This window comes from Desulfovibrio mangrovi, assembly GCF_026230175.1.
GTDB classification, from domain to species: domain Bacteria; phylum Desulfobacterota; class Desulfovibrionia; order Desulfovibrionales; family Desulfovibrionaceae; genus Halodesulfovibrio; species Halodesulfovibrio mangrovi.
In genome coordinates this window covers 578,741-595,682 of sequence record NZ_CP104208.1, presented here as the reverse complement: position 1 = coordinate 595,682, position 16,942 = coordinate 578,741, and the positions used below count along the sequence as shown (strand labels likewise).

14 protein-coding genes are annotated in these 16,942 nt (G+C 56.1%); 8 read left to right on the top strand and 6 right to left on the bottom strand.

Annotated elements, in window-relative coordinates:
• Positions 1–13: 13 nt before the first annotated feature.
• From guaA to N1030_RS02745, 7 genes are all read left to right on the top strand, one after another.
• Complete coding sequence (gene guaA / locus N1030_RS02775; protein WP_265827519.1) at positions 14–1,564, top strand: glutamine-hydrolyzing GMP synthase; 1,551 nt, start codon at positions 14–16, stop codon at positions 1,562–1,564.
• A gap of 27 nt (positions 1,565–1,591) precedes the next feature.
• Complete coding sequence (gene tatB, locus N1030_RS02770; protein WP_265827518.1) at positions 1,592–2,029, top strand: Sec-independent protein translocase protein TatB; 438 nt, start codon at positions 1,592–1,594, stop codon at positions 2,027–2,029.
• 344 nt (positions 2,030–2,373) lie between these two features.
• Entirely contained in the window at positions 2,374–3,135 is a 762-nt protein-coding gene (gene tatC / locus N1030_RS02765; RefSeq protein WP_420842836.1) for a twin-arginine translocase subunit TatC, read from the top strand.
• A gap of 62 nt (positions 3,136–3,197) precedes the next feature.
• Positions 3,198–3,791 carry an imidazoleglycerol-phosphate dehydratase HisB gene (gene hisB / locus N1030_RS02760; protein ID WP_265827515.1) on the top strand — a complete coding sequence of 198 codons (594 nt, stop codon included), beginning with the start codon at positions 3,198–3,200 and terminating at the stop codon, positions 3,789–3,791.
• A complete protein-coding gene (locus N1030_RS02755) occupies positions 3,788–4,432 on the top strand; it encodes a hypothetical protein (protein ID WP_265827514.1) in 645 nt (214 codons plus the stop codon). The genes hisB and N1030_RS02755 overlap by 4 nt, the downstream gene beginning before the upstream one ends.
• Positions 4,429–5,169: a 1-(5-phosphoribosyl)-5-[(5-phosphoribosylamino)methylideneamino]imidazole-4-carboxamide isomerase gene (gene hisA / locus N1030_RS02750; protein ID WP_265827513.1), complete on the top strand. Its 741-nt coding sequence runs from the start codon at positions 4,429–4,431 to the stop codon at positions 5,167–5,169. Before N1030_RS02755 ends, hisA begins: the two co-directional genes overlap by 4 nt.
• A gap of 283 nt (positions 5,170–5,452) precedes the next feature.
• Entirely contained in the window at positions 5,453–5,944 is a 492-nt protein-coding gene (locus tag N1030_RS02745; protein ID WP_265827512.1) for a structural protein, read from the top strand.
• A gap of 103 nt (positions 5,945–6,047) precedes the next feature.
• Here the strand turns inward: N1030_RS02745 and N1030_RS02740 are convergent, their stop codons facing one another.
• Both N1030_RS02740 and N1030_RS02735 read right to left on the bottom strand, forming a co-directional pair.
• Complete coding sequence (locus N1030_RS02740; RefSeq protein WP_265827511.1) at positions 6,048–7,628, bottom strand: S1 family peptidase; 1,581 nt, start codon at positions 7,626–7,628, stop codon at positions 6,048–6,050.
• A gap of 68 nt (positions 7,629–7,696) precedes the next feature.
• Positions 7,697–9,181 (bottom strand): S1 family peptidase, encoded by a 1,485-nt coding sequence (locus N1030_RS02735; protein WP_265827510.1) that lies wholly within the window; start codon positions 9,179–9,181, stop codon positions 7,697–7,699.
• Positions 9,182–9,381: 200 nt separating this feature from the next.
• Between N1030_RS02735 and recQ the strand changes: the two genes are divergently transcribed.
• Positions 9,382–11,679, top strand: a complete 2,298-nt coding sequence (gene recQ / locus N1030_RS02730; protein WP_265827509.1) for a DNA helicase RecQ — start codon at positions 9,382–9,384, stop codon at positions 11,677–11,679.
• Between the two features lie 9 nt (positions 11,680–11,688).
• Here recQ and N1030_RS02725 read toward each other — a convergent pair whose 3' ends face one another.
• The 4 genes from N1030_RS02725 to N1030_RS02710 form a co-directional block, all read right to left on the bottom strand.
• The gene (locus N1030_RS02725) at positions 11,689–14,325 is read right to left on the bottom strand and encodes a bifunctional diguanylate cyclase/phosphodiesterase (RefSeq protein ID WP_265827508.1); all 2,637 of its coding nucleotides are present in this window, start codon (positions 14,323–14,325) and stop codon (positions 11,689–11,691) included.
• A 106-nt stretch (positions 14,326–14,431) separates the two neighbouring features.
• Positions 14,432–14,656, bottom strand: coding sequence for a MoaD/ThiS family protein (locus N1030_RS02720; protein WP_265827506.1), 225 nt, complete (start codon positions 14,654–14,656; stop codon positions 14,432–14,434).
• Positions 14,657–14,709: 53 nt separating this feature from the next.
• Positions 14,710–15,594: a histidine kinase gene (locus tag N1030_RS02715; protein ID WP_265827505.1), complete on the bottom strand. Its 885-nt coding sequence runs from the start codon at positions 15,592–15,594 to the stop codon at positions 14,710–14,712.
• Complete coding sequence (locus N1030_RS02710; RefSeq protein WP_265827504.1) at positions 15,587–16,843, bottom strand: HDOD domain-containing protein; 1,257 nt, start codon at positions 16,841–16,843, stop codon at positions 15,587–15,589. The genes N1030_RS02715 and N1030_RS02710 overlap by 8 nt, the downstream gene beginning before the upstream one ends.
• Between the last annotated feature and the right edge of the window lie 99 nt (positions 16,844–16,942).

Below are 16,942 nucleotides of genomic sequence, written 5' to 3'. Positions count from 1 at the left end.
ATAGAGGAACACCATGGATTCCATAAGCAAAGTCATCATAGTTGACTACGGTTCCCAGTTCACCCAGCTTATCGCACGTCGCGTGCGTGAAGCCGGCGTCTACTCGGAAATCCACCCCTGCATCGTCACTGCTGAAGATGTAAAGGCCATGCAGCCTTCCGCCATCATTCTCTCCGGCGGGCCCTCCAGCGTAGGCGACAAGGATGCCCCCACCCTCGACATGGGTCTGCTGGAACTCGGCGTTCCGGTACTCGGCATCTGCTACGGCATGCAGCTTCTGGCCCACAACCTCAAGGGCTCTCTGGCCAGCTCCGAAACCCGTGAGTACGGCCCCGCCGACTTCACCATGCTGAAGGAAACCCCGCTCTTCGAAGGGCTGGACATTTCCTCTCCTTCCCGCGTGTGGATGTCCCACGGGGACAAGGTTAAGAGCCTGCCCGCCGGATTCGAGGTCATCGGCCGCACCGAGACGCTGGATATCGCCGCCATGGCGGATGAAGCCAGAAAGATCTACGCCCTGCAGTTCCATCCCGAAGTACACCACTCCGAAGACGGAACCCATCTTATCAACAACTTCCTGTTCAAGATTGCCAAGATCAAGCCCGACTGGACCATGTCCGGCTTCATCGACAGCGTCATCCAGCACGTGCGTGAAACCGTCGGCCCCGAGGGCAACGTTGTATGCGGCCTTTCCGGCGGCATCGACTCCACCGTGGTTGCCGTGCTGCTCAACAAGGCAATCGGTCATCGCCTGCACTGCATCTTCGTGGACAACGGCCTGATGCGTGCACAGGAAGTGGAAGAAGTTTCCAGCTACCTGCGCGAACACTTCGACCTGAACCTCAAGGTTGTGGACGCCAGCGAACGCTTCCTTAGCAAGCTCGCCGGCGTGGAAGACCCTGAGAAGAAGCGCAAGATCATCGGCTACGAATTCATCGAGGTCTTCGATGAAGAAGCGCACCGCATCGAAAACGTGGCCTATCTGGCACAGGGCACCCTGTACCCCGACGTGATCGAATCCGTCTCCCACAAGGGTCCCTCCGCCGTGATCAAGAGCCACCACAACGTGGGCGGCCTGCCGGACAAGATGAAGCTCAAGCTCATCGAACCCCTGCGTGAACTCTTCAAGGACGAAGTCCGCAAGGTTGCCATCGAACTCGGCATGCCCGACTCCATCGTATGGCGTCACCCCTTCCCCGGACCTGGCCTTGCCATCCGCGTTATCGGTGAAATCACCGACGAACGTCTGGAAATTCTCAGGAAAGCGGACAAAATCGTGCAGAACGAGTTGACTGCCTCCGGTTGGTATCGCAAAGTGTGGCAGGGATTTGCCGTACTGCTGCCGCTCAAGACCGTCGGGGTCATGGGCGACGACCGTACGTACGAGCATGTCATTGCATTGCGCATCGTAGACAGCGTTGACGCCATGACGGCGGACTGGGTTCGCATGCCATCCGAAATTCTGGAGCGCATTTCCAGCCGCATCATCAACGAAGTCAAGGGTGTCAACCGCGTGGTGTACGACATCTCCTCCAAGCCCCCGAGCACCATTGAGTGGGAATAATCTAACATAATCTCAGGCAAAAACGGCATGTTCGGCATTGGTACTACAGAAATACTTGTTATTCTTGTTGTGGCCCTGATTATTCTCGGGCCGAAGAGTCTGCCCAAAATTGCCCGCACGCTGGGCAAGGGCATGGCGGAATTCCGCCGCGTTTCCACTGATTTTCAGCGCACCATAAACACTGAGATCGAGCTGGAGGAACACGAGAAGCGCAAGAAGGCCGCTGCCAAGCGCCTGTACGGCGACGACGACGATACGGAAGAAGAGGAAAAGCCGAAGAAAAAGGCTAAAGCCAAATCTTCCACCAAGACTGCTGCCAAGTCCGGCGAAAAGACCAAGGCAGCCAAGACCGCTGCCAAGGCTGCACCGAAGCCTGCGGGCGATCTGGCTGTCCCCCCGGACGAAGTTGCTGATGCTGCTGCATCTGCTACCGAAGAAGTTGCTGTGGTCGGGGAAAAGGCATGAGTAACGCCGACAAGAACACCCCGGACAACAACGAGGGGCAGGAGAACGTCTCCAGCGATAACGCAGAGGTAAGTGGTATCGCGGCATCGTCTGAAGCGCAGGCTGACGAACTAGCCCGACCTGAATCCGATACTCCCGATGCCGGGGCGGCTGATGCCGCCCCGGCTGTTTCCGAATCCGTTCCCCATCCGCCCCCGCCCTTCCCCTTTGAGGAATCCTCTAGCGAGGGGATTGACGATCCCTCTCTACTCCCCGTCGCCGCCGATGAAGAAATAGACGACGAAGAGGAAGAAGAAGAAGAGGAGGAGGAGGAAGAAGAGGAAGAGGAAGAAGAAGAGGGGCCCATGACCCTCGTCCAGCACCTGGACGAACTCCGCAAGCGCCTCAAGCACGTCGCCATTGCCGCCATTATCGGCTGTCTGGCCTGTTACGGCTTTGCCGAAGAGCTTTTCAATCTGCTTGTTGCTCCCATGGTCCAGTTCATGCCGGAGAACAGCAGCTTCATTTTCACCGCGCCGCAGGAAGCCTTTCTGACCTACCTGAAGGTAGCGGCTCTTGCCGGCGTTTTTCTCACCAGCCCCTACATTTTCTATCAAGTATGGGCATTTGTCGCTCCCGGCCTGTATGAGGAAGAGCGCAAATACATCATTCCTGTCGCGTTGAGTTCCGCCCTGTTCTTCATCGGCGGAGCTTCGTTCGGATATTTTATCGTCTTCCCTGCGGCGTTCGAGTTCTTCATGAGCTTCAACAACGAGCACATTCAGGCGATGCTGAAGCTGGATGAGTATCTGAGCTTCTCCATCAAACTGCTGCTTGCGTTCGGGTTCGTGTTCGAGATGCCGCTCTTCTCTCTGGTCCTCAGCAGAATCGGTCTTGTAACGGCTGACATGATGCGGAAATTCCGTCGGTTTGCCGTGCTTGGCGCGTTCATCCTTGGTGCCATTTTGACGCCGCCGGATGTCTTCTCGCAGTTGCTCATGGCCGGTCCGCTGCTCGTTCTGTATGAACTTTCCATCATTGTGGCCGCCGTATTCGGACGCAAGAAGAAAGAAGAGGAAGCGGAAGAAGACGATGAAGAAGAGGAAGAGGCCACCGAAACGAGATAACGCGCCCGTATAACTCCGGACGCACACCCGTGCCCACGCACGGCGTTTCAAAGGATATGCGCATGACACAACGTATGGCCACCATACAACGCGATACCAACGAAACACGCATTGCGCTGACGCTGGATATCGACGGCTCCGGCAAGGTGGACGTGAAGAGCGGATGGGGGTTTGCCGATCACATGCTCACCCTTCTCGCCTTCTGGGGAGGATTTGACCTCTCACTGACCTGCGAAGGGGATCTGCACGTTGATGCGCATCATACGCTGGAAGACATAGGCCTCTGCCTGGGACAGGCGTTGAACCAGTGCCTTGCAGACAAGACAGGCATCAACCGTGTCGGTTTCGCAAAGGTTCCCATGGATGAATCCATGACGGAAGTGAACATCGACATTTCCGGTCGACCCTATCTGGTCTACCGAAACGACGATCTGCTGCCTCCCGTCATTGCAGGGGATGAGAGCGACCTGTGGAGGGAATTCTTCAAATCCGTTGCATACGCGGCAAGAATCAACATGCACATTTCCTATCTGTATGGTAAGAATGGACATCATCTGCTCGAATCCGCATGCAAAGGTCTCGGTCTTGCCCTGCGCATGGCCGCCAGCCGCGATCGGGCGCAGCTACTCAGCACCAAAGGGAGTCTGGATTCATGAAACTAGTTCAGCGTATCAGCATCACCCTGCTCTTGCTTACCGGCCTCATCCTTGGAGGATGCCAGAAGGTAACCCAAGGCCCCACCCCGTTGCCTGAGGTTTCCATCGGCGTTGCCCGCTTCACCCAGCCTCTCCATACCTGGGACCTGCTTGCAGGCTATATTCCGGAAGGACAGGCTGAGCTTGAAGACAAAATTCTGCGCGAGCTTGACCAGAACTTCGAAACGCAGCTGTTCCGCATGACTAACCGTCGTTACGTCAGTGCAGGTGCCAGCGCCCGCTGCCTTGAGCTTGATACGAGCAAGAAGGCAGGCTCTTCCACGGCACTCGCCAAGTGGATCAATGTCGGCCAATGCATGGGCGTAGACTTTCTGGTTGTGCCCCAGGTTCTTCAGTGGCAGGACCGTGACGGCGGCGAAGCGGGAACCTACCATCCCGCAGCAGTCACCATGGACATTTTCATCATCGACGTAGCGAGACAGCGAGCCAGCTCCCGTTTCCACTTCGAGGAAACACAGGAGAGCCTTGCCAACAACCTCATGAACTTCAGTAAGTTCGTTGAGCGCAAGGGCAAGTGGATCTCTGCACAGCAGCTTGCCGAAGAAGGCATGCGCAAGGGTATCAAGGAGTTGGGTCTGTGATCATTTTTCCCGCAGTTGATATTAAAGGCGGTCAGGCCGTTCGCTTGAAGCAGGGCCGGGCCGATGAAGAAACCGTTTTTTCTTCCGATCCCGTGGCCATGGCAAAGCAGTGGCAGGATCAGGGCGGAAAATGGTTGCACGTGGTAGATCTTGATGGAGCATTTTCCGGCGAACCGGTAAACCGCGAGCTTATCCGCCGCATCTGCTCCAGCATCGACATTCCCGTGCAGCTTGGCGGCGGCATCCGCGATCTGGATACCGCCAAGGCATACATTGACGCAGGCGTATCCCGCCTGATCATCGGCACCATCGCATTGACCGATCCAGATCTTTACGGATCTCTCTGCGAAGCGCTGCCCGGCAAGATAGGCGTATCCCTTGACGCCGAGGGCGGCAAACTGAAGACCAAGGGCTGGGTGGAAGACACCGGCCTGACGGTGTATGACGTACTGCCGCGCCTTGAAGCACAGGGCACCTCGTTCATCATCTACACCGACATTGACCGCGACGGCATGCAGACCGGCGTGAATGTTCCCGCACTCAAGAAGCTTGCGGAAACCTCTTCCCTGCCCGTTATCGCTGCCGGCGGCGTAGCCACGCTGGATGACGTGAAGGCGCTCTACCCCTTGAGCCGTTCCGCCAATCTGGAAGGAGCCATCTCCGGCAAGGCCATCTACACCGGCACCCTCAACCTGCAGGAAGCCATGGAGTGGATTGCGGCCCAGCAGGACAGCTAAGCCGCCCCTTCAATAGTTAAAAGGCAAAAGCCTGCGACGGATTCCGTCGCAGGCTTTTTTTCTTCATTCTACAGAGGACGGAAGACATTCAGCACACTGCTTTTTGCAGGAGCAAACACCCTTGATGCATACAATGTGTACAATCAGTCAAATTCCTGCCTTGTCACCCCAGATGAAGCTTGCCAGCAGCGCCTGCTCGCAGTAAACCTTCTCAGGCGTTTTACCGGACAGTGTTCAGACACACAAACCGCCTGTTCCTTCACCTTGATACAGGGTCGTTACAATGAATTTTGATTTCAAAGATCTCGCCAGCCGCCATCCTCTATTTTCGCGACTGACAGGACAAGTCATCTGGCTGCTCTTTGAAGAACATAAGGCCTCTTCCGAAGACATCGACGCGTTCATGGAGCACTATCTGGCATGGCGCGACGAGCAGCTTGGTATTATGGCAGCGCTGGAGACCAACCGCGGTGCCTATCTGCGGATCACCACCGATCCTCCACCAAACAACGACGACGGCTACACGGCCATGCGTCCCCCCTGCAAACACTGCAGAGTGCTGCACGGAGCCGTTCTTCCCGCCTCGCACCCCGACCTTATCCGCTGCCTGCCCCCCTTTGCGCTGGGCTGCCGTTGCAGGGCTGAAATCATTCCGGCGGAAGATGTGCCGGAAAACGCCCCCCTCATCTTCACCAGTGAAATGCCGCGCCACGAGCTGCATTGCGCAAGCGAATGGATTTTCTCCGTACCGTGGGCAAAACGCCGCAAGGGTTAGCACCTTGCTTTCCACACCAGAACGGGCCTCAGAAATAACAAAAGCCCCCGATACGTCATCGGGGGCTTTCTTTTCGACCAATCACTGCGAGCAGTGCTTGCGGCTAGTTACTACGCTCCAGCACCCACAGGAAGTACACCGAGCTACCGTACTTGCGGAATATCTCCTTGGCCTTCATGGTCTCATTGGAGTCGCTTTCCGTGAATTCCACGTTATGGGACTGCAGGAACATCTTAAGGAACTGATACTTCACCATGAAGCTCACGTTGTCGGCGATATCCGGCCGAAGGATGGAGGAAGCCACCCCCACCACATTGCCAGATTCGTCCAGCACGGGCCCGCCACTGTTACCGTGTTGCAGCGGAACCGAAATCTGATAGTCCTGCGCGCGTCCCTTGAACCCAGTCTGGGCACTGATGATACCGTCGGTAATCTTGGTCGTCACGCCAAGCAGGCCAGCCTCGGGATACCCAAGGGCATACACTTCCGAGCCGTTTTCCAATACCTCGCTCTTGCGAAGCGGCAAGGCGGGGTCATCAATAGTACCTTCAACCAATTTGAGAGCCGCAAGGTCAAGATCATGGTCACGAGCCACAACACGAACTTCCTTGTAGTCGTCGCCAACTCTGACGAAGTAGGTGTCGCCTGTATCGACCACGTGGTTACAGGTGACCAGATACTTTTTGCTGATAAGCCATGAAGTGCCCGTGGCAAGCGAACGGTACGTCTTTTCACCCTTTCTCGCCGTCGCGCCGCCCTTCTTGCTGCCTCCATGACCGGAACGCCCGGAACCTTCGGATGCATAACCGCTCACGTCCACAGGCAGAAGCACCACATTGGAACCGCTATCAACGACGTTGTGGGCTACCAACCCGTCGCTGAAGACCTTCCACGTTGCCCCGATTTCGGTCTTGTCCTGCCGGAAATAGCGGCTCAGACAGCCGGAGTCAGGCTCAAGCTTGTTGAACTTGATCTTGATCTCACCGGCATTCCATTCACGGGTGCGGGTTTCCAGAATCATGGCCTTGTACTTGTACACACGGTCGGAACCGTCATAGTACAGACCAAGGGTGTACCGGCCATTGGAAAACTCGTACACACCTTCATAGGGTTTGGGGCCTTCCTTCTTGTCCAACCAGTAAACAAACCCTGCCAGATCGCGGGGCACTTCCTTGGGAGCCACCTCGATAAAGGTGCCTTCTTCCTGCGTATAGTGCCTGAAGGTTGATACGGACACGCCGCGCAGCTTGGCGTATTCCTTGATGCCGCCATAGAACAGGTCGGCATGCCGCTTATACTCGAACGGGTCGCTGGAGTTCTCCCCCTTGATGTCCAAAAGGAATATCACACCGGACTTGCTGGTATTATAGTCGCGCAGCAACAGCGGCTTGATCTCGCCGCTCATGCATCCACCCGGATACATGCAGTTCTTCACGCGGATGCTTCTGCCTTCGTAGTCTATCTCCGCCTCACGGAACTTATCCTTGGCCACGGTTTGCGCCATGTCCACAGCTTCAAAGAAAGACATCTCATACACTTCCTGCGGTCCCACCACCTGCCCGCCCACCTGCTTGATCGCAGGAGACGAGCCCATGGATACAGGACCGTTGCAGGCAACAAGCATCAGCACCATGCCGAGCGCAGCAATTATTCCCATCATTCGCGGCAGGCTGTAACCCCTCATGTCCACCCTCTTTGTTATACGACGCTCACGATAAAAGACTGTCGTGTTTATTCAGCAATTTCAGATAATTATTTCTTTTCAGCAGCCAAAATCAACATGACGGATTTGGAATACTTCTCGAAAGCTTCCACGGCACTCAAAGGCCTGCTGGATTCTGCTTCGGTAAACTCCACATTGTGAGACTGCATGAACGCCTTCAGAAACTGATACTTCACGACAAAGGCAGTATTCTCCATGACGGCCTTATTCATACCAGTGCTGACAATCCCCATTACGTTCCCGCAATCGTCAAGAACGGGACCGCCACTGTTCCCGGGATGAATAGGGGCGGTAATCTGATACTTCTCAGCCTCTCCCCCATACCCCGTCTGGGCACTCACAATGCCGTCGGTAATCTTAATCTCTTTTCCCAATATGCTTGCATGAGGAAAACCTAACGCCAGCACCGGAGTACCATTGGGAAGCTTACTCTGCTTGCGGATAGGCAATGCCGACACCGAGAAGGAACCTTCCATCAGTTTGAGAACGGCCAGATCAAGATCCTTGTCGGCCGCCACAACGCGGACTTCTCTGACCTCATCACCGTCGAAAACGAAATAGTCATCATTGCCGTCAACTACATGCTCGGCAGTAGCGAGGTACTTCTTCCCCAGAACCCATGCACTGCCGTTTCCGAGTACCCTGTAGACAGTGTCCCCTTTGGTAATGGTGGGACCATTATCCCGTTCCGTTACCCCTGTCGCGGTGCCGAGAATATCCTCTTCCGACTCCCGATACAGCGCAACATCGCCTTCGGGCTTGCGCATGGAGATGATGGCTCCACGCTCAACCCTCCAGGCTATGCCCTCCATATCGCCCCTCTTGTCAGAAAGACGGCTCAGACAGATGGCACCGGGCTGCAGTTTCTTGAACCGGATAAGAATTTCGCCGACCTTCCAGCGACGGTCGCGCGATTCAAGGATGATGGCTTTGAACTTGTATTTACGATCTTTGGGAGTGGCATAGATGCCCAAGGTGAACGCGCCGTCCGAAGATTCAAACACCCCTTCCATGGGATCACGGTTCTCGCGCTTGGTGAGCCAGAAGGCAAAGGCTTGCGGGTCGTGCGGGATATCTTCTCCGGCCTTCTCCACGGGAATATCCTTGGACTGCATGTATTCAGCCTGAGTATAAATGGAAGTCTCTATCTCATTGAAGCTGAGATAGTCCTCAAGCTCCTGATAAAAAGCCTTGAGAAAGAGCTTGGGGGCAAGAGTTCCGTCCCAGAAGCCGTCACCTTTCCCGTACATGAGGAAGGTAACCCCATACTCCTGCGTCTTCGGAATATACAATACAACAGGTTCTATACGTCCGATAAATGCCCCGTACATGGGATCATAGGTCTGAACGATGACGGCATTGCCCGCCTTGTTCACCTTTACAGACCGGAACTTGAGACTTGCCACCTCTTCGGCAATGTCTATGGCTTCCTCAGGGGTCACGAATACAACCCGCTGGTCGCCGGTAACCGCCTTGTTTTCAACATCGGTAGGTTTGAGATCCGTACCGACCATAGTTGCTTTGCACCCCACAAGAAAAAGCACGACAAGCAGTAAGAAACACCGACGCACAGCAGCCTCCCCGTTCAAATTGTATTGCAGAACGCAAGGAGTAAACTATAGACACCCGATAGATCAAGCGATGTTCCATGCATAACAACATATAGCCACCATCCCCCTTCCTGTCCGGAGCAATATGAGCTAGTGTCCGCGCCATGCCGACCACATCAACACAAGCATCATTGATTGCCCCGCTCCCCTCATCCTCCAACACATTGAAAGCAGCCACAGCGATTGATGTTCTCCGTACGGTATACGGCTATCACGAATTTCAGGGAGAACAGCAGCGCGTCATAGAACATGTGCTGAACGGCGGCGATGCGCTGGTGCTCATGCCCACGGGCGGCGGCAAATCACTCTGTTATCAGATTCCTTCCATCCTGCGCCCGGGAACGGGCATTGTGGTCTCGCCGCTGATTGCCCTGATGCAGGATCAGGTCAGCACCCTGAACCAGATGGGCGTCAGGGCGGCCTGTCTGAATTCAAGCCTCTCTCCGGCCCGCCAGCGGGAAGTGGAAGCCGCCCTGCACAACGGCTCACTGGACATGCTTTATGTGGCTCCGGAACGGCTCATGACTCCGCAATTTCTGAACCGGCTGGACAACATCCCCATCGCCTTGTTCGCCATCGATGAAGCGCACTGCGTTTCACAATGGGGCCACGATTTCCGGCCAGAATACACCCAGCTCAGCATCCTGCATGAACGATTCCCGCAGGTGCCGCGCATTGCACTCACTGCCACGGCGGATGGTCCCACCCGCCGCGACATCGTTGACCATCTGCAGCTGAAAGAAGCCTCCGCCTTCTCCACGGGATTTGACCGGCCCAATATCAGCTACACGATCGTGCTCAAAGACCGCGGCATGGATCAATTGCTTTCCTTCATCCGGCACAGACATGCCGGTGAATCAGGGATTGTCTACCGCGTATCGCGCAAGAAGGTGGAGGAGACCGCAGAAGAACTGCAGGCGGCAGGCATCACCGCATTGCCCTACCACGCAGGCATGACGGCCATTCAGCGCAACTACAATCAGGAACGCTTCATGCGCGAAGAAGGGGTTGTCATGGTTGCCACCGTGGCTTTCGGCATGGGCGTGGATAAACCCAACGTGCGTTTCGTGGCCCATCTGGAGCCTCCCCGCAGTCTTGAAGCCTACCATCAGGAGACTGGACGCGCCGGCCGTGACGGCCTGCCTGCCGAAGCCTTCATGACCTACGGTCTGGCGGATGTCGTTATCCTACGCAAGATGATCGGCTCGCAGGAAACCAACTCCCGCGCACATCTTGAGCACCAGAAGCTGAACGCACTGCTCGGCTTTCTGGAAACGGTGGAATGCCGCCGCAAGGCACTGCTCGGCTACTTCGGCGAAACGCTACCCGCCCCATGCGGCAATTGCGACACCTGCCTGACGCCCCCGCAAACGTGGGACGGCACGGTGGCCGCCCAGAAGGCACTGTCTTCTGTCTACCGCACAGGACAACGCTTCGGGGTTGCCCATTTGACGGACATCCTGCTGGGCAAGCTCTCCAAACGAATTTCCGCCCATGGTCATAACGAACTGAAGACCTTTGGATGTGGCAAAAAGCTGGCCAAGGAATCGTGGAAGTCCGTTTTCCGGCAACTTGTGGCGCTCGGCCTGCTGGATGTGGATATGGAAGGACACGGCAACCTGCTGCTCAACGAAGCCAGCTGGCAGGTGTTGCGTGGTGACAGGAACGTGCAACTGAGACGGGAAGCGCTCTCGACCGCCAGCTCGCACGGCAGGGTTACCCCGGAAACGGATGCAGCCCTTCACGCCACTCTGTCGCATCCGCTCACGTCCTCGCTGTTGCAGGCATTACGCAACGAACGGCTGAAGCTGGCCGAAACACAGGACGTTCCGCCGTATGCCGTCTTTCCGGACAAGACGCTCATGGAAATGGCAGCCTACCGCCCCTGCACACTTGAGGACCTGAGCAACCTCTACGGAGTGGGGCAGGCCAAGCTGTCCATGTACGGCCAACTGTTTCTGGACCTGATGGCCTCACATGAAACAACACACGGCAAACCGGAGAGCGTTCCGGACATGCCGCAACGTGCTGCCGAAAAGGAACGCCGCAGAACGGCACGCCAGAACCGAGGCATAACGGAAACGATCAAGGCGTCCATGGATCTGCTCAAAACGCTGGGCTCGCCGGAAGCCGTCGCCAAGGAACGAGGACTTGCCATCGGCACAGTCTACGGCCACTTCGCACAGGCATTGCGCCTTAAAGAGATGGAACTGGAAGAAATCACGGAATCCATGAACGCGGAAGACATGCTCAGCATCCGCGAGGCGCTCGGAGCATGCATTGGTTCCGGCTCAGGTCTGAAAGGGGCCTTTGAAGCCCTGCGCGGCCGTTTTGACTACGGCCTGCTGCGCTGCATTGCAACGGAAATGCGCTCTGCGGGCGTGGACGGAGATGACTGGTAACAGCTCCGGCTAACCGGCTTCCATGGGCAGCTTGCCGTATTCCATGGCACGGTACAACCGGTCACGCCCCACGGGACGCGAGAAGAGATAGCCCTGAGCCGCCTCGCAACCCAACGAGGCCAGCATCTGTGCCTGATCAAACGTCTCCACTCCTTCGGCAACCACTTCAATGCCCAGTCCCCTGCCAAGGCTGACAATGGCCTGCACAATGCCGTGCGTGGCCCTGTCGTCAAGCACGGATGCCGTAAAGGATTTGTCCACCTTGATCATGTTCACGGGGAAGTTGCGCAGGTAGTTGAACGAGGAATACCCCGTTCCGAAATCATCCAGGGCAATCCGTACCCCGTTATCCCGCAACTTCCACAGGCGGTCCGTCACCGCCTCCTCACCCTTGAGCAGGGTATTCTCCGTGATTTCCAAGCAGATATCAGAAGGCCTGCATCCTGAATCAGCAATGATCTTCATGAACACATCCAGCATATTCCAACGCTGCATGGTAATGGCCGATACGTTGAGATTCAGGACAAAGGAACCGGCATCCGGATTCTGTGCACGCCATTCCGTCATGGCGGCACAACCATACTCGAGCATCTGGCAGTCCAAACCATAGATAAGGCCGGACTCTTCCGCTGCCGAAATGAAGTGCTCCGGAGAAACAATATCTCCCGCAGGCTGTTTCCAGCGCGCAAGCACCTCTGCGCCACGCACCCGTCCCGTCTGCAAGGTCACATACGGCTGGAACACCGGTTGGAATTCCGAAAACTCCAGCCCCCGCCGGATTGCGTTTTCCAATTGCAGCATGTCCTGCATGCGGGAATGCAGCGTACGATCAAAAATTTCGTACCGGCCTGAGCCGTTCTCCTTGGCCCGATACATGGCGGCATCGGCATCGCGCAGAATATCCTCGGAACGCTCGTATTCGTTGGCACGGAGCACAGCACCGACACTCGCTCCACTGAAGACTTCCACCCCGCCGACCTTGAAGGGCGCCTTCAGGGACTCAAGAATACGCTGAATCACATGAGTCGCCTGCAGCACGTCCTGCAAGTCATCCATGAGCACGGCAAACTCGTCCCCGCCGAAACGGGCGAAGGTATCCGATTCCCGCAGGCACCCGTTCACACGCAAGGCGAACTGCTTGAGCAGTTCGTCTCCGGCCTCATGGCCCATGCTGTCGTTCACAACCTTGAACCGGTCCATATCCATGAATAATACGGCAAAATGATAGCCTTCATGACGTCTGGATCTGCGGATGGCGCTGTTGAGGCGATCCATGAAAAGGGTTCGGTTGGGGAGACTGGTCAAGGCGTCGTGAAACGCCATGTGCATGAGTCTGTCGTCTGAAAGCTTGTGTTCGGTCACATCTTCGAGCAGCACAACGGAAAAAGAGAACTCTCCATGGCCATCACGGACAGCGGTGAACGTCATTCTGCACCAGAAGCGGGCCGCACCGGGCAAACGACACTCCACAATCTCACTGAAGCTGTCCGCCGCTCCTTCCATCAGAGCGGCATAGCGCCGAAGCACTTCCTTGCGGGCTGAAGCATCCACGATGAATTGCAAAAGATCCGCATGAAGCAGGCTGCCGCCGTCCGTATCAAACATGTCGGCGACACGCCCGTTGCTCTCGATAATCCTCTGCTCGGCCGTAACGGTGCATACGCCAAGGCCGGAGTGCTCGAACACGGCACGGAAACGCGCTTCACTGTCACGCAGCGCCTCCTGCTGCCTGAAGGTCTCGATGGCCCCGCCGACGTAGCCGGAAATAAGCTCAAGCAACTGCAGGTCGTCGGACGTGAAGGCATCACCGTCCGAGTAGCTGCGCACGGAAAGAACGCCGACGCTTTCACCGGCATGCGTACGCAAGGGAACCCCAAGCCAGACAGCAGGTCTCGGCTGTGCCGGACACACCACCCCTTTGGATTCCATACCCAGAATGTCTTCCTGTTTGAGCATGAAGGGCTTGCCCCAGACATAGACAAACTCGGTCAGACCGTTACCGAAGGGACGGGTACCCGGAGCCTTGCGCTTGATATCGCAGAAATAGGGAAATGAAATGCTTGAACCGGGGCCGTCTGTCAGGGCAATGGAGCAACTTTCCGCGGCCATGAGATCACTCAATACGCCGTGTATGCCTTCCATCAAACCGATCAGCGTGAATTCACGAAGAATCACCTGTGTAAGCAACTGCAAGGCCATATAGGCCTTATCACGGCGCGTTCCCCCCACCACGGCGGCAGGCGTGCAAACATCGGCCAACTCGTGCATCTGACGAACAACAAGCCGCCTGTTGGTCTGAATATCCTGAATGGTATACATGTCCGAACGGACAAAGAGGCAGGAGCCATCCGGCCTGGAAAGACGCAGACGAACAGAACCCAACGCCCTGTCCCCCCCGGCCACCGCGTTGAACAGAGCAACCTCTTCCGCCCGCGCCCCGCTGTAACACTCCGCACCGGAGTAGAACGAGCCCAGAGCTTCCGCCCGTTGTCCGGTCAGAGAAAGCATGGCCTCATTCGTATAAACAAGGCGCCCCGCGCAAGTATAGACAGCCACCCCGGCAGAAGCGGCTTCAAAAACCCTGAACAAGGCAACGTCGGAAGACAATATATCGCTGCGGACGGCAGCATTGGCGCTATCTGGCATACAGCCCTACTCCCCCATCAAAACAAACGGAGGGGACTATACCTATCAGATGCAGGGGAGGCAACAATTCACAGCAAGAGCATCCCGGATAATAAAACCTCAGTGCCTACCCACCTCCGACGGCAGGAAAAAGCCCGACCCTGTCGCCTTCGGCAACCACGGCGTCACCGTTCACATGCACTCCGTTCACAAACCGGATCTTCACTTCGGCGTTGGGAATGCCAAGCAAGTCGATAATGCTGTCCACACTGGTTCCCGCTTCCACCTCAAGCTCTCCGCCTGCGGGAGCATGGTGAGCAAGGGTGGCAAAGCACTTCACTTCTATCTTCATGAAAACATCCTGTAATCAAATTGGAAGGTAACCGCCTGATACGACGAAAACAATCACGCCGGAACAAGTATGCAACGGACATGCAGTTCAGAAGTCCCCGTCTTCCAAGGCGCTGCGTGCAGGATAACCGGCAGGATATTATCCGCCTCACCGGTCAGCTCCAGCCGAACACCATTGACAGATTCTCCTTCTCCGCACTGCACAATGCTGGATCGTGCAAGTCCCTGGCTTGTCTGCGCCACCCGGGCAAAAAAGCTGTCACCCTGCGCAAGCCTGAGCTGCACGGCTGCGGCATTGGCGTACACGACCTCGCCCACGGCGCTCAGCTCAACAACAGGCACCGGAAGCGAATCGACAAAAAGATACTGGTCCCTGTCGCCCTGCCGGAAAAGCCGGTACAGCTCAAAGCTCTCAATGGCATTGGCGCAGTGTTTAAGCACGATGGACAGCAGGGACATGAGAATGCCGGACAGATTCCGCTCGCCCTTTGACATGACTCCGACGAACATACCGCGGGTGCGTGATGTCGTTGCAAGCACATGCAGAACAAGACGGTACATGTTGTCACGCGAATACACGGTAACCGGCCTGTTCTCACGCACGGCAAGGGCGAACACCCCGTTGTCTATGAGATGCTGCACTTCCGCATCAAGCATTTCACGGAACAAGGCCGGGGAACACAATGAAAGCGTGAAGTCCGAACTGTTCTCGTCAACAAGGTAGAATGCGGACGCGGAAAAATGCACCAGTTCACCGATGCGAAGGATGGTTTCTTCCAAGAGGGCCGTGGGTTCATGCAGCTTGTTGATGCAGGTCTGGAAATCGCCCAACGTCGAAGCCATTTCCAGAACGTCCAGAGTGAACCTTGCCTGCTCCTCAAGATGCCTGAGCCGCTGCTCCAGACTATGTGTCCCGGTCGGGTATGGTGCTTTATCCATCGACATTCATCAACCGTACGATTTCAGAGACCTGATAGTCCAGTTGCAATACTGTCTGCCCGAGCACGCTCACAGGCAGTTCCAGGCAATCCCACGTTTCACGGCTCAGTACGGGAACAAGACGCTCCCCGCTGGAACCGAATCTGAAAGCATTTGCCACAACATCCGCCACGCACATGATGGCTGCTTCCGGCACGGTGGGGGCCATGCCGGGCAGATGATGGTACCGCACATTCTTCTCGAGCGAAACAGGGCATCTCCATGCCTTGAGGAGCAGTCCGCCAAGGCGGTCATGCGTAAACCCCATCACCTCTTTCTCGCACTGCTGCACGATTCTGTGTTCGGAGTAGGCAGTATGGAAAAGATGCGTCGAATGATCGGGCGCTATCTTGAACATGATGAGTCGCCCTATGTCATGCAACATTCCCGCGACGAAGAAACGCTCCGTATTGGGCATTCGACGATAACTGGCAAGAATACGAGCGGCCATGCCGCAGGCAATGGAATGCTCCCAGAAATCGCGCATGCTGACCAGATGCTCGGGAATTCCCTTGAACGATGCGACAATGGAAATACCCATGGCCAGCGAAACAAGCTGGTTGCTGCCCACGACCGTAACAGCGCGTGAAATGGTGTCCACCTTCGCAGTCATACCATAGAAGGGACTGTTCACCACACGCAACAGGCGGGCAACCAGATCGGTATCGTTGGCAATTACTTCCGCCACATCCGTCGCGGAGCTGCGGGAGTCGTTCACCACCTCAACCAGCTTATGAAAGACGGAAGGCAACGAGCCGAGCTTGACGTCGTCACGCAGCAGCGTCTGGACATCCAGAGGAGGAGGACACTTGCCCGCAGGCTTGGCAGGAGAGTCATGCTGCACAAGCGCCAACGGGTCATCGCCCCGCCCTTGGGCAAGGGCCATCTTGCGGGCCAGATGCAGCGTTACAAGCTTTTGCAATTCCTGAATGACAAGAAGGGAAGAGTCGTTATGACGAAAACGATGTTCCGTATCGCGCCGGGCGGCTTCGTACAGTTCCGAAGGGATTTCCTCAGACACAAGAGCAGAGGCTTCCTCGGAGCCTTCGCCTTCCACCTGCGCCTCGGTCACGCCCCAGATCTTGAGTACGCGCAAAGCCTGTTCGGAAAGCGTGTCACCATACGAAAGCAATTTACGGCCATTTCTGTCCAGCACATCGGCAGACAGACGCATGCCCGGCTTCAAAGCGGATAATGCAAGAGTTCCCATATTACTCCGGTTTGCAATTCATCAAAAACAATACGTTCCCCCTCGATCCAACATGCCAACACATGTCGCGTTTAACCACTATTATTTAGCCACAATGCT

Bases quoted from the DNA above. Each gene is read 5' to 3' on its own strand.
- guaA (WP_265827519.1), top strand. From the start codon at position 14: ATGGATTCCATAAGCAAAGTCATCATAGTTGACTACGGTTCCCAGTTC.
- tatB (WP_265827518.1), top strand. From the start codon at position 1,592: ATGTTCGGCATTGGTACTACAGAAATACTTGTTATTCTTGTTGTGGCC.
- tatC (WP_420842836.1), top strand. From the start codon at position 2,374: ATGACCCTCGTCCAGCACCTGGACGAACTCCGCAAGCGCCTCAAGCAC.
- hisB (WP_265827515.1), top strand. From the start codon at position 3,198: ATGACACAACGTATGGCCACCATACAACGCGATACCAACGAAACACGC.
- N1030_RS02755 (WP_265827514.1), top strand. From the start codon at position 3,788: ATGAAACTAGTTCAGCGTATCAGCATCACCCTGCTCTTGCTTACCGGC.
- N1030_RS02745 (WP_265827512.1), top strand. From the start codon at position 5,453: ATGAATTTTGATTTCAAAGATCTCGCCAGCCGCCATCCTCTATTTTCG.
- N1030_RS02740 (WP_265827511.1), bottom strand. From the start codon at position 7,628: ATGAGGGGTTACAGCCTGCCGCGAATGATGGGAATAATTGCTGCGCTC.
- N1030_RS02735 (WP_265827510.1), bottom strand. From the start codon at position 9,181: ATGGTCGGTACGGATCTCAAACCTACCGATGTTGAAAACAAGGCGGTT.
- recQ (WP_265827509.1), top strand. From the start codon at position 9,382: ATGCCGACCACATCAACACAAGCATCATTGATTGCCCCGCTCCCCTCA.
- N1030_RS02725 (WP_265827508.1), bottom strand. From the start codon at position 14,325: ATGCCAGATAGCGCCAATGCTGCCGTCCGCAGCGATATATTGTCTTCC.
- N1030_RS02720 (WP_265827506.1), bottom strand. From the start codon at position 14,656: ATGAAGATAGAAGTGAAGTGCTTTGCCACCCTTGCTCACCATGCTCCC.
- N1030_RS02715 (WP_265827505.1), bottom strand. From the start codon at position 15,594: ATGGATAAAGCACCATACCCGACCGGGACACATAGTCTGGAGCAGCGG.
- N1030_RS02710 (WP_265827504.1), bottom strand. From the start codon at position 16,843: ATGGGAACTCTTGCATTATCCGCTTTGAAGCCGGGCATGCGTCTGTCT.